11 protein-coding genes and 1 pseudogene are annotated in these 13,788 nt (G+C 34.2%); all 12 read right to left on the bottom strand.

Annotated features, from left to right (window positions below):
* Window positions 1–59: 59 nt before the first annotated feature.
* Window positions 60–1,133, bottom strand: a complete 1,074-nt coding sequence (gene wecA / locus L2712_RS04560) for a UDP-N-acetylglucosamine--undecaprenyl-phosphate N-acetylglucosaminephosphotransferase (RefSeq protein WP_248977011.1) — start codon at window positions 1,131–1,133, stop codon at window positions 60–62.
* A 480-nt stretch (window positions 1,134–1,613) separates the two neighbouring features.
* Window positions 1,614–2,468: pseudogene (locus L2712_RS04555) on the bottom strand (transposase).
* A 112-nt stretch (window positions 2,469–2,580) separates the two neighbouring features.
* Complete coding sequence (locus L2712_RS04550; RefSeq protein ID WP_248977010.1) at window positions 2,581–3,030, bottom strand: serine O-acetyltransferase; 450 nt, start codon at window positions 3,028–3,030, stop codon at window positions 2,581–2,583.
* A gap of 28 nt (window positions 3,031–3,058) precedes the next feature.
* Complete coding sequence (locus tag L2712_RS04545; protein ID WP_248977009.1) at window positions 3,059–3,766, bottom strand: WecB/TagA/CpsF family glycosyltransferase; 708 nt, start codon at window positions 3,764–3,766, stop codon at window positions 3,059–3,061.
* Between the two features lie 24 nt (window positions 3,767–3,790).
* A complete protein-coding gene (locus L2712_RS04540) occupies window positions 3,791–5,443 on the bottom strand; it encodes a heparinase II/III domain-containing protein (RefSeq protein ID WP_248977008.1) in 1,653 nt (550 codons plus the stop codon).
* Between the two features lie 85 nt (window positions 5,444–5,528).
* Window positions 5,529–6,584: a glycosyltransferase family 4 protein gene (locus L2712_RS19155; RefSeq protein WP_248977007.1), complete on the bottom strand. Its 1,056-nt coding sequence runs from the start codon at window positions 6,582–6,584 to the stop codon at window positions 5,529–5,531.
* A gap of 40 nt (window positions 6,585–6,624) precedes the next feature.
* Window positions 6,625–7,953, bottom strand: coding sequence for a hypothetical protein (locus L2712_RS04530; RefSeq protein WP_248977006.1), 1,329 nt, complete (start codon window positions 7,951–7,953; stop codon window positions 6,625–6,627).
* Window positions 7,954–7,956: 3 nt separating this feature from the next.
* Window positions 7,957–9,036, bottom strand: a complete 1,080-nt coding sequence (locus L2712_RS04525) for a glycosyltransferase (protein ID WP_248977005.1) — start codon at window positions 9,034–9,036, stop codon at window positions 7,957–7,959.
* Between the two features lie 12 nt (window positions 9,037–9,048).
* The gene (locus L2712_RS04520; RefSeq protein WP_248977004.1) at window positions 9,049–10,242 is read right to left on the bottom strand and encodes an oligosaccharide flippase family protein; all 1,194 of its coding nucleotides are present in this window, start codon (window positions 10,240–10,242) and stop codon (window positions 9,049–9,051) included.
* Window positions 10,232–11,401 carry a glycosyltransferase gene (locus L2712_RS04515; RefSeq protein WP_248977003.1) on the bottom strand — a complete coding sequence of 390 codons (1,170 nt, stop codon included), beginning with the start codon at window positions 11,399–11,401 and terminating at the stop codon, window positions 10,232–10,234. Before L2712_RS04515 ends, L2712_RS04520 begins: the two co-directional genes overlap by 11 nt.
* Before the next feature lie 21 nt (window positions 11,402–11,422).
* Entirely contained in the window at window positions 11,423–12,526 is a 1,104-nt protein-coding gene (gene glf / locus L2712_RS04510) for a UDP-galactopyranose mutase (protein WP_248977002.1), read from the bottom strand.
* Window positions 12,523–13,788: a UDP-N-acetyl-D-mannosamine dehydrogenase gene (wecC, locus tag L2712_RS04505; RefSeq protein ID WP_248977001.1), complete on the bottom strand. Its 1,266-nt coding sequence runs from the start codon at window positions 13,786–13,788 to the stop codon at window positions 12,523–12,525. The genes glf and wecC overlap by 4 nt, the downstream gene beginning before the upstream one ends.

Genomic DNA, 13,788 nt, shown 5'->3' with positions numbered 1-13,788 from the left:
CAAGGTAAAAACGGTTCAACATAAAACACTGTAACTTTGTAACTGAAGTCAGGTATATTTTACGATGGCTTTGTGAATTTAAACCATCGATGCATGAATGCAGTAATGCGCCAGACATAACTTATCGCGAGATAGTACAAAGCAAATACCAACAAAAATGAGACAAACATCACAGTTTCATTAATCTCGAGATACTCGGACCAAACGCCTACAGCCGCCATCATGGTCGCAATCAAACAAATCACCAATAATGATACTCTTGGCGACATGCCGACACGTTGGCAGATGTGATGCAAATGCTCTCTATCGGGCTTAAACGGTGATTGACCTTTCTTGATTCGGCGCGACATGATACACACCATATCCATTAACGGCAGCCCGATAAACCACAAAGCAGTAACTGGACGAATGACGACCTCTTGTTGATCCTGACTCGCTTCAATCAACAACCAAATAACGGTAAAACCTATAAACATACTGCCGGCATCGCCCATAAACACTTTAAAACGGCGACCAAATGGAAAACCTAAATTCAGCAGGATATAAGGCAGCATCGCCACCATGAGCAATAAACAAAAGTGTGCTAACTCTATCTGCCCTGCACCATAAAACATATAACCCAGTGCAGCAAAGGTCACCAAAGCTAATCCACCTAACAAACCATCAATGCCATCAACCATATTAAAGGCGTTAATGGCCCCGATCACGGCAAAAATAGTCACGACATAACTGACAAAAGTTGGTAGGATCAACGCATCATCACCAGCAATAAAGCCTAAGTAATATAGACTCTTATAACCGATCAAAATCATCGCCATCGAAATCACTGCCTGCACCAACAAACGGGCTTTAAAGCTGAGATCAAATCGATCATCAAGCACACCTAGTACAATCAGTACCGTGGAGCAAACCATGTAAAGCATCACATTACTCGTCACATCGAACACCAAACAGATGTTCAGCATGATAGCGGTAAAGATTGAAATGCCACCAATCAATGGCACTTGGCCTACATGTAACTTGCGCTCATTAGGCTTGTCGACCAAGCCAATTTTTTTAGCTAACTTACGGTATACAAACAAAAAGACAAACGAACTTAAAAATACACTGACTACGGATAAACTGGTCGACATACTAAACTCGATGGTTTTCTAAACCAAAATGATAATTAAAAGTAGGACTCATCATGCTCGGTTACAAAGCATGCTCTATACCAGCACGAAAAGCATACTGAACAAAACATCCATGTCTTTAATTTCAATCAGTTAGTCAATACTGAGAGGGCTTCACAACAAACAAAAAAAGCTGTAATGCAATGACATCCCAATAGATAACTAGGCGATTATAACGCAGAAAAGTCTAACAAAATAATCAAGTAACCGTGATTTGCACAAAAATGAGACAGTCGTGAGATTGTGTCTCTAAACCGTCTCATTAGTTCGGCATCCCATTGATTAATGGTCACAAAACAGGCTAATGGAAATTTTCATATATTAAAAAGCAATAGTTTTATACTCGATGATGTTCCTATTGATGACGCCGATGCTCACACGATAGCAAAGATAAAAAGGATTTGTTTCCTAAATCGAATCAGTCGCCCCAGTTTAAGTTATTCAATATCGAGCAAGAAGATGGAATTCAGGAATACCTAGCCCAGTTGTTTTGTTTAATTTTTTTACCATGGTATCCCTTTCACTACTTGAATGTTATAATTTCTTCTTGCTCCCCCCTCCAGCCAGTACTCACTTTTTCTATACATAACAGTTTCCTAGATGGAACAACGAAGGTAGCTATAGCGTTTACCTACATTGTAATTTTCGGAAGCTCGCCACCACATTGCATAAATCCCTTTGATACCCATAAACTACGCCTTCGCGTGGCTAAAAAAAATTAAAAGCACATTTTCGACGGATAATTTCATGGTACGGTTATGGGTCATAGGAGCTTTAACCAGAATTAGTGTGGATTATTAGATGACTTAGTTTCTATAAATTGAGCAGCACTTAAGCGTGACTCTAATTCTATAAACTGGCTCAGCCGCTATGATAATGTGACTATGTGTATCGATTGCAATGTGAAGTTTGTACAAAATTCGACGTTCACCATCTGTACCATACTTACTTCACTTTCCGTTATTCTTCGCCATAAACTTTACTCTGTGGCATCAATGGCCAAGTTATTGATGGCGCTCCAAGTCTTAGCTTTAAATAAATTTTTAACAACCTTGACGCACTACTGATACAAGTGAAACTTTATAGCATTAATGCACTTATGCAAGTCGAAACACCGGATTTATAAAACCTTGTAGCCCCGCAGTGGCAGAGAAAAGTTCATTTTTCTATAAGCGAGGTGGTAATAGCTAAGTCACTAAAGAAAAGCGACCTATCCTATTTTCCTTTTTAGGTTGTCGCTTTCAAGGTGGTGATGGCTTTCTCGCCAATCAAGAAGTTCAGCAAGCCTTGGTTGATTTATAGCTTAGTTGGTTTTAGAGTCCGTAACTGATACGTTTCTGAACATCAGACAAAGGTTTAGATCAATCGACTTAAGAAACAAAGCCCAGACAAATACATAGATTCAGCATTAATTGTAGTCAGAGATATTAATATTACATTTCTTGATTACACCAGGCACGCCGACAACTAAAGAATTATCAGGTATATCAGAAATAACCACACAATTTGCACCTACGACACAATTACGCCCCACCTTTATAGGGCCAATAACTTTTGAACCTGTAGAAAGTATTGTATTATCACCTATTACTGGAGCTCCGACCTTATTTGAAGTGCCACCGATAGTCACTCCGGTACCAATATTTACATTATCACCTATTATTGCTCTATCGTGAATAACAGTACCTAAGCCACCATAGCCTAAGACTACACCACGACCTAGCTTTGTATTTATACCTATTTGACAACTCAGCAAAAATCTAAACACGAGTTTGTTTAATAAAAAAGGAATAACCGGAATTTTTTTTTCGTGCAAAAAACAAACAAATCTATGGTAATTTAAAAGAAAAGCATTCACTGAAAACTCCTTACAGACGAAAATTACTTTACAATTTCCTTAATATCGCAAGCTTTACAAATTTGAGTAATCGCAGCTGTCGAAAGATCCTCGAGGGTTCAGATATTAAACGATAGAACCACTCTAAATGAAGATCACAAAAAACTTTTGGAGCTCTTCTGACTGAGCCAACAAAAACGTTATAAGTTCCCCCGACCCCCATCATAAAAGAATTAACGCCCGCATCCCTACAAAGCTTCATGAAGAGTTCTTGGCGAGGTGATCCCATCGCAACTGTTATTATATCGGGCTGTAAAAGCAAAAGCTTTTTTATAATTAATGTATCATCTTTAAAATATCCATCATTGAAGCCAACCACATTGACATTATATTGCGATTCTAGTTTTTTCTTAGTTTCAACAACAACATCCAAAGAAGATCCTAATAAAAAAACTGAAGCTTGCCTACTACCAGCTACCTCCATTAACCTTTCCCATAGTTCGCAACCGGGAATTCTTACTAACTTCATATTTGATTTTGACTCAGCTAATTTTACAGCTCCAATACCATCTAAGTACCTTATATCTGAATCTAATATAGCATTTCTAACATTAATATCTTCTAGTGATGCCAAAATTTTCTCAGGATTGATTGCTACTGCAGTTTTACCTTTGCCATCCTCAAAAATATAATTTACTATTTGCTCCATGCTTTTAAAACAATCTATTGGCAGTCCTGCTATATTAACCTTATACATCGCCCCCCCTCTAAACTCTCTGACTCAATTACTTTTTAACAAATTAACTATTTCGCCCTTAGATATATTTTGATCTCGGAAATTAATTACTGTTACTAACTTGCAATTTGGCTGAGATTTTACTTCTATTCTACTAATAGGGTTCTCACTTATAGAGCCATAACTTTCCGAATATTCTACTGCTATACTATCATATGAAGTTAAGGAAAGATCAAAGTTCTGCTCTAAAGAGTAAAACTTAAACAATGAAACATCTTGGATCACTAAAAAACTACTTGAAAATGGTTTCTTACTATTAATTACATAATCTACGACCACGAAAAAATCTTTACCAGAGTGAACTTCGCGAACAATTTCCACACTGTCGTTCCTAACGTATTTTACAATAAAAGAATACTTATTTAAGCTCACTAACTGACCGCAACCGCTTCTATCCCATGAAAAAGCACTTACCTGTTTCAAATCGTCTACACCACAAATTGGCATTGAATGGTAATATGATGATCTCATCTTACTGCGTCTAGATGAATTATATAAATATGTTTGTGAATCAGCAGTAATTAGCTCCCCATATTCATCAACAATGACAAGGCTTAAAAAATCGTAATGCCCATGGCCATAAAGAGGTCTCAAACCAAGTTTACCATATTTATTATACATGCTCGCTTTCTGGTTAGACATGATAATTATACCTGAATCATTAAAATGTAATAAGGTATTTGGGGTATGATTCCTTGCAAGACTATTTTTTATAAAAACGTGTGAAAAAAGACAGCTGCTATCACTATCGCCGATCCGAAGAAGCTTATCCTTTAGGAGGAAATACGAACAAAAGTTTATAGCTTGACTAATTCTAAGTGATTTATAGTCATTCAATGAAAAGTATTGTTGAATAAACCATATAACTTCTATATTAAATAAATGATATGCTGTACTTTGCTCGATTCCAGAACCGTCTAAATTTGTTTGAGCATCAAATTCATCTATTGCTTTTTTCACCCATTCATTTTTATTCTCCAAGGACATAGCTTCGCAACATACTGCCAAGCCAGCATATTCAAAAATAGTATGATTACCTCGTGAAGAAAATTTTGAAATCCTATGCTTAATCAATTTATAGTTAACATTAAAAAAATCATAACTTAACTGTAATAAATTGTCTGTCAAAGTCCCTTTCTCTTTTAAAACAGCCAGTGATGAATATAAATTTATACACCGAATCGCACATTCCATAGTAGATATGTAGTTGCATCCTTTCAATGGAGGATTGTCTTTCATCCACGTTGAAACAAAATCAAAAATACGATTCGAACAATCATCGGACAATGCCATTATGATAACTTGATTAAACCTTTGGGATTCCCAATAAGCACGCAAATCAAATTCCAGCGGAAGTTGTATTTTTTTAAAATGCTTAGTATTATCGAAATTCAAAGTAGACTGCTCAACATCTGAAAGCACCGATAATATTCCACTTGTATTATTTAAAACATCATTGCCAAGAGAGCTTTTTATATTTTCAATTCGTACCGAATCGACACCACCAAAATCAATGGAGTGATTATAAACAAGGAAGGAATCTATATATAATAATATTGACTCTTGAATTCTAGACAACAATTCAAGAACACTCATTTTACGCAAGCGGTTTAGATACCAAAATAAATTTTTTTTCAATACAAACCTCTAGAACAGCCATAAAAATTTAACAAAAAGACAACGATTCTAACTGAAGAACATGGACCATCACCAGGTAAACTCTTTAAACAGAACCCTGAAATAAACTTTCTAATTTCCTTTCAATATCTAAAGCAACTGCAGACGCGAGAAAATGACTTTGCGCATACTCTTTGTTAAAATTTGAAATACGCTTCATTTCATCAGGAGCATCCAAATATTTTTTACTTGCAATAAAAAAATCTAGGGGTTCTCTACTATCAACTAACGATCCCATATTATTAGTATCAAAAAAATCAGGGATACCACCTACGGGTGTAGTGATTATTGGTAAACCAAAAGCCATAGCCTCTAACATAGAAGTTGGCATCCCTTCACTATAACTAGGTAGAATATAAAGGTCCGCATTAGTATATACATCAGCAACTTCCTTTCCTTTAATCTCCCCTAGAAATGTAACATCCAAAATGTTTTCTTCGTGTACTTTATCTATACAGTTTTTTAATGACGAACCATCACCAGCGATGATTAATTTTAGAGTAGGAAAACTTTCTTTAAGAAGTTTAAATGTGTCTAAAACTATAAATATCCCTTTATATTCCTCAACTCTACCAAGAAATAAAACCGTAAAGAAATCAGCATTTTTTTTTATTAAATCATATTCCAACAAAGTAGTATCTACTTTTGTACTCGTCAAATAAACTGGCTTATTCACCCCCCATTGATTTAATTTTAATTTAAATCTTCGAGAAAGAACAAAAAAACAATCAGCTTTACCATAAAATTTATTAAACCATATTGGATTATCATCAATTCTAGAAGAAAGCTCATCACTCCAACCATGAAAAAAAACAACTTTTTTCACATTGAAAAATGAAGCCAACAATAAAAATAGTGCATCTCTTTTTAGAGCTTTATTTCTCAAAGACGGATTTAGTATAACTACGTCATATGTTCCAAATAACAACCGAAGGAAAAAAGCCAATAAATCATAAGGTAAAAGTATGACACCAGGAACACCATTTCTACCTGAAATAAAATTATACTTAACGCTTGAGTTCCAATGTTTAAACAAACCATTATAATGACTTGCGACTCCTCCTAACTGTGATGTATCGGGAGTGTTAATTAAGATCTTCACCAGTAAATCTTTCCTTAAACTGTTAACCACAATTCGACAACTATCGGAGATTGTATAATACAATCAAAAGTGTACACAAAAGCATATAACCTAAAAACAAAGGTGATTTCAATTCAAAACCATCTATCAACTTCCTACCAGCCAGTAGGTAAAAAACAGGCATTATTGGATAAACATATCGCATATCAAAAGTAGAAGCTGCAATTACTAACATTAAAAAATTAATAAAAAAAACAATCAACAGTGGATACCACTGAAACTCCCTAAACTTTACCACTTCAAAAATTGATATTATGAAGTAGCCCGAAAGACACATTTTTATAAAGTTTGGTATTGTTAATAGGATACTACTAGACTGAGATAGTTCATAATTAAACGATGGAATTGGACCAATTAAACCGACTAAGATCAGAAGGATATATTCAACTAAACCTACACTTTCTTTGCCCAGTCTATGTGCTTGTAACCTCCCTAAATCTAGTGCAAACCAAAGTTCAAGACTTGATTTTAAAAGTGACCAGAGTATCGCTAAAACAAATGGCAACAATATAATAATTAAAAGCTTGATTACTATTTTAAATCTACCGGAGGTAACTCCATAAAAATATACACTAAACCCAAATAGTAAAAACAACGGGTATGGAACACGAAAAAATGCCGTTGATACTATAGAAATAATGCCTAACGCACCACATATTAATGATTTTTTATGAACTGCAGCATAACATAAATAAATAGAAATCGTTACTACGAATAGAAAAGATGCCTCTTTCAAACCCGTTGAATTAAAATATAAAGAAGCAGGATTCAAACAAAACAGGACAGTTATAAACTTAGCACTTGTGATATCAAACTTAAGCAACCTCGCGGTTTTAAATAAGAATATGCCAGATAGGATATGTAAAAATACGTTTACCAGTTTCATATTTATTACTGGTTCACCAGGGAACATATAAATAATACGAGTTAACTGCGTAAAACCAAGATCACCTAAATCGTGACTACTTAGGGTACCTATAATTGAATCGTAAATACTTAAATCTACACTTTCCCTTGCCAATTGGTCATAAAAAAGTGCATCAGGTATTCCGATACCTAAAGGTGTACCTAAAGCGGAGTAATAGAAATATAAGGCTAAAGTAAAATATATTTGATAGATTACTATATAAAATATTGAAACCTGGACATTTGACTTTAAAGACAAATAAACCAAAACAAAATAAAGTACGAGCACAAATAGATGCAGAAAACCGTGTATCGATAAAAAATCATTCCCAAAAGAAAAAGATAATACACTTTGTAAAAATATAAAAACAACGAGAGTATAAATTGACCACTTGAGATACTGATGGTTAAATGCAGGAGTCATAACTTATCTATTTTTGAAAGCCGAGCCTAATATAGGCAATAATTTAGATTCTACTATTCTTTTCCACATACAGTGTTTTAGAGATGATTTAATCACTTCAGTATCCCAATCGCGATAATCAAGTATTTCCTGGACTCCACTACTAAATGACTCAGCATTGTCTTTTATTAAAACGCCATTATATTTATTAATATATTTTCTAGTTTCAACAGTTTCTACAGATACACATGGTAAACCGCTAAGTATATATTCAAAAAGCTTGGTTGGAGGTTGGTGTTGATATGAGTCATTTATAGGATAAAAACATACTCCAATTGTAGCTTTTTCAATTATTTTTGAACAATCTTCATGAGTTAAATAGCCATGCAATCTAATAACATTAGATAGATTATTTTGTGATATATAGCTCGTTAATACTTCTTCCTCTATGGGATCCCCAGAACCAATAATGTCATAAGTCAAACCACGATTTTTTTCTTTTAATATCAGCTTATGAAAGCCTTTAACAGTTTCAATAAGATGCCTTCCATTAAAAGTGCCTATATAACAGAGAGTAGGTCTCCCCTCTAAAGTAACCTTATGGCTAATAGCATCTCCACCTAACGGAAGGATTGATGCATCACCGATGAAAAAAAGTTTTCTTTTTATACCTTGAGAAATAACTGACTTCGACGAAAATAAAAGCAACTCAATATTAAGAATAGAATTTGAAATAGTAGTTTGAAGCCAGCCAGCATTTACTTGCAAAGTTCGTATATCGCAATGAAGAATACATTTATTTCTGGAAAAAAAACTTATAAGAGGTAATAAAGAACACCCCAAAAAGTAATTAACAAAGACGAAGCAATCATTCTTTCCTGCAATTTGAACTAATACGATCTTTATCAAATCCAGAATCCTAGATATTTTACCTCCTTTATAATTAACATAGATGACATCTACTCCTTCAAGCTCTATTTTCCTTTTCCCTAGGTCAAAACATATAAACGTTATATTATACATTGAAGAGAGATATTGACAGTATTTATATGAATCAAGGTGGTAACCAAACTGACTTTTACCAACTAAAATAAGATTGTTCAAATCCGCCTCCCTTCATTTGATACATTTTGAGTAGCTGACTCTTAAGAGCAGTAAAATTACAAGTTCCGTTAATACAATAGATAATGCCATTCCAAATGCTCCTTTATAGTTCACAAATACTATAGACATTGGAATTGAAACTATTCCACAAAATAGAATTATATTGGTAAAAACCCTGTCAAATCCTCTAGCAAGTAGCCCATTTATGCCATACATATTGCTACAAGCTATTATAGGAACAATCCATATTAACAACATGGCAATTTTGGCACTATGAGAAAATGCTTCACCATAGAAAAGTAAAATAACCTTATCAATTAAATAATAAAAAGTAACTACACCAATAAACCCTATAAGTAACTGAATAACTAGCGCAGTACTGAAGCTTTTATCTGTCGCGTTTTTTGATTTGACAACCATCGGATACAAAACCTGAGATAAAGGCCCTAATAACCCTTGATAAGCCCTTACCATTCTTTCAGCTGCTAGATATAAAGCAACCTGTTTAACAGGTAAACTTGCTCCCATGATAATAACAGCAGCACTACCATATAGGCTTGCTCCAGCTTTAAATAAAAATGCTGATAACCCACTTTTTATTTGCGAAATACCATTTGCAATAGATATTTCTTTAAAATTCAGATACCGCCTAATAGAATAAAAACTTAACAGGAATGTAAACATTCTCCCGATAGCGAAAGCCCCAAGTGCATAATAAGCACGATCTAGTTTAAAATAGTAGATTGCTATAACTAAAATAAGAAATATTATAGCTCCAACAATATCAAACTGCGTAATACGTTTAAAATCACTTAAACCATGGAATACATAATTTGGTGTGATTGAAAAAAAGAACAAAGTCAATAATGCGAAACATGCTTCAAGCCATAATCCTTGAACACTCTCCATTAAAAATACACAAAAAAGCATTAGAATGGACGATAATATAAATAAAAGTACTTGAGCAGAGAGCACTTTACTTATAACATTTTCAACTCTATTGCTTTGTGCTATATCGCGTGTAGCAGTGTAAATAAATCCAAACTCTACAATTATGCTTAACCATAAAACAATTGATTGGAAAGTTAAGTTTATAGAAAACTGCTCAACAGATAAAGTACGAGAAAGAATAGGGATTGTAGCTAAAGGGACTCCTAACTTGCAAAAATACTGAATAAATAAGTAAACAACATCGCTAATCTTCATTTAAAATTTCTTTAGAAAGTTTAATTGACAGAGACTCGTACTCTAGTAAAAAAGCATCCATACTATAATTTTTATTATAAATACTTTTTATCTCTTCACTACACCTAATTTCGCCACGAAGAATTACTGACAGTTCATGAATTTCATTTTCAATATCACCACTTAAATTAACGTATTGAACACTATCTCTTACAAGTCCTTTTGCACCACCGACATTAGTTGTAATCACTTCTTTGCCTAAAGATAAAGCTTCAAGAATAATCAAGTCAAAGTATGAAATTTTATTAGGAACAAGAATAAAGTCACAAGCATTTATTAAGTTAATAGCATCTGTTCGCCAACCTAAATCTAAATAGTTTCTATTTGTTGTTACAGGTTTCAAACTTCCTGCGCCAGCTGAAATAAAAAACAAATCATCATCTTTACTAAATGCATCGGTATATTTTAAGTAGCGGTCATAACCTTTATCTTCGTTATACCGCCCAAAATAGCCGACTATTCGTTTATTTTCAGGCAAAGAAAGTTCTTTTCGTACTATTTTTTTATGTACGGTTGGTTCGACATTAGGTACACCGCTAACAACCTTATTTATTTTTTTAGATAAAAGTAATTCCCTCATTCTTTCATCTTCCCTGTAATAAGCATCCATTGCACCTTCGGCTGGAATATTTATAGCATGTGCATTTTTAATAGCATTAAACTCTTCATGCTTAACTAATCGCTGCGCAAGTCTAATAAATATATTGTTACCGTAGGTATTTTTAACCAAATCAAACGTTTCTAAATTCGGTTCTTTTGGTGAATGAATCATCAAAAGGTATTTATTGTTAATTTTCCTAGTCGCTCTATATTTAGTAACATCCGGAACTGAATGAAAAACCAAGATATCATCTGAATCAAAAGATTTTAATTTATTTCGCAACTCAACAGACATGGGTCTGAATTGTCTTAATATTGTTTTAAACAGAAAAAATACAGACGCAAAAAGTTTATACTTCTGTACAGCCCCATTTTTTACAGTTCTAACATCACCAATCGAATCACACAAGACAATAACTTTTTTGCTTCCGTTTTTTTCTATTGCTGAATTTAAATTATAAAGATATCCTGACGGTCCTCCACCAGGACGTAGATAACCGAAGTAGTTAATTACTTTCAAAACCAATCCTATTATTTTATTTTATTTTAATTTTTCAACTTGATGTAATGCTGACGCAATGACTTGATGCATATCATAATACTTATACTCAGCTAGCCTCCCGCCGAAAATAACATTTTTCTCAGATTTTGATTTTTCCCTATATTTTTTGAACAAAGCTGAATTCCTTTCATCGTTAACAGGATAATATCTTTCATCTCCTAACTTCCACTCTACTGGATACTCTTTTGTTATTACTGTATGTTTAGTATCAACAGTATCGAAATGTTTATGTTCAATGATTCGAGTGTAAGGAATAGTTGATTCAGTATAATTAATTACAGCGTTACCCTGAAAGTTAGAACAGCTTAGCGTTTCTGATTCAAACCTAAGAGACCTATACTCTAACATACCTAATTCATATCCGAAGTATTCATCTATAGCACCTGTATAGATAATATTATTGGCCATTGCTTTATACTTTTCAATGTTCAACAAAAAATCCGTATTTAATTGAACCTCAACACCATCTAACATTTTTTCTATAAGTTTTGTATACCCACCTATCGGAACTCCCTGAAAACGATCTTGAAAGTAATTATTATCATAGGTCATTCTAACTGGTAATCTTTTTATAATAAAAGACGGTAAATCTGTAGCTTTTCTGCCCCACTGTTTTTCTGTATAACCTTTAATTAGTATTTCATATATATCACGACCTACTAAGCTAATTGCTTGCTCTTCTAGGTTTTCAGGTTCTTTTCCGTCTAATTCCGATCTTTGCTCTTCAAGTTTCTCTCTCACTTCATCAGGAGTTGTTAGCCCCCAAAGCTTATAAAATGTATTCATATTAAAAGGTAAATTATATAACTCACCTTTATATTTCGCTAATGGCGAATTAGTAAACCTATTGAATTCTACAATCGAATTCACATAATTCCAGACTCTTTCGTTGTTAGTATGAAATATATGAGCGCCATATTTATGAACTTGTATGCCGTTGTTATTTTCCGTATAAATATTACCAGCAATATGATTGCGTTTTTCTAATACTAGAATTTTTTTATTTAATTTCTTAAGCTCATTTGCACATACCGCACCAAACAATCCTGAACCTACGATAATGTAGTCATATTTTACACTCATTTCCAGCATCCTTTTGTGTCAATCAAAAATTCAAACGTTAGGTTCAAGCCTTTAAACTCTTTATGATCTACTAATAGTACCGCTATATCAGTTTCCTTTAGTGCATCAGTTAAATCTATAAGCGCTGCATTTTCTATATTAGGTAGCTTTGATATATTTGGTTCAACACAATTTATAGGTCTTGGATGTGAATTTGCAATTTTTCTTGTGATATCTAGAGCTGGACTTTCTCTTAAATCATCAATATCTGCCTTAAAAGCTAATCCAAAACAAGTAATTCTTATCTCGCATGCTGTTTTAGTTGGATTTTCTTGTAAAAAATCTGCGACAGCTAATTTTACTCTATTAATTACCCAATCAGGTTTTGCATCATTCACTTTACGCGCTGTATGAATTAATTGGGCTTCATCAGGAGTCTTAGACACTATGAACCAAGGGTCAACAGCAATACAATGACCGCCCACGCCTGGACCTGGCTGCAAAATATTGATACGAGGATGACGATTAGCTAAAGCAATCAACTCCCACACATCAATATCTAATTTATCGCAAATAACCGATAACTCATTAGCAAATGCAATCTGTACATCACGACAGCTATTTTCAGTAAGCTTTGCCATTTCTGCTGTACGCGCATTCGTGATTACACAATCACCTTGAACAAATGTTTTGTAAAGCTCAACTGAACGCTTAGAGCAACGAGAAGACATTCCACCAATCACACGATCATTGTCTACAAGCTCACGAACCACATGACCAGGTAAAACACGTTCAGGACAATGAGCCACGTTTACATCTGCTTCATTACCTGCTGTTTGTGGGAAAGATAAATCTGGTCGAGCATCAGCCAACCACTCAGCAACTTGCTCTGTCGCACCAACAGGGGAAGTTGATTCCAAAATAACTAAATCCCCCTTTTTCAATACAGGCGCAATTCCATTACAAGCAGATTGAATATAGCTTAAGTCGGGCTCAGGAATCTCGCCTTCTTCACATGGTAGAAATGGTGTAGGCACTGCAATAAGGAATGCATCCGCTGGTTCAGCAGTCGTTACGGCCTTCAAATAGCCTTCAGTTACAGCTGAATGCACAATCATATCTAAATCAGGTTCTACGATATGAATTTTCCCCTGATTGATTGTATCTACTGCATGTTGGTTAACATCAACACCAATAACCTTCTTCTTGCGAGAAGCAAACATTGCAGCAGTAGGTAAACCGATATAACCAAGTCCAATGACTGAAATCGTTTCGAATGACAT

The organism is Shewanella marisflavi, from assembly GCF_023283925.1.
GTDB classification, from domain to species: domain Bacteria; phylum Pseudomonadota; class Gammaproteobacteria; order Enterobacterales; family Shewanellaceae; genus Shewanella; species Shewanella marisflavi.
This window is presented reverse-complemented; position numbering and strand designations above follow the sequence as displayed.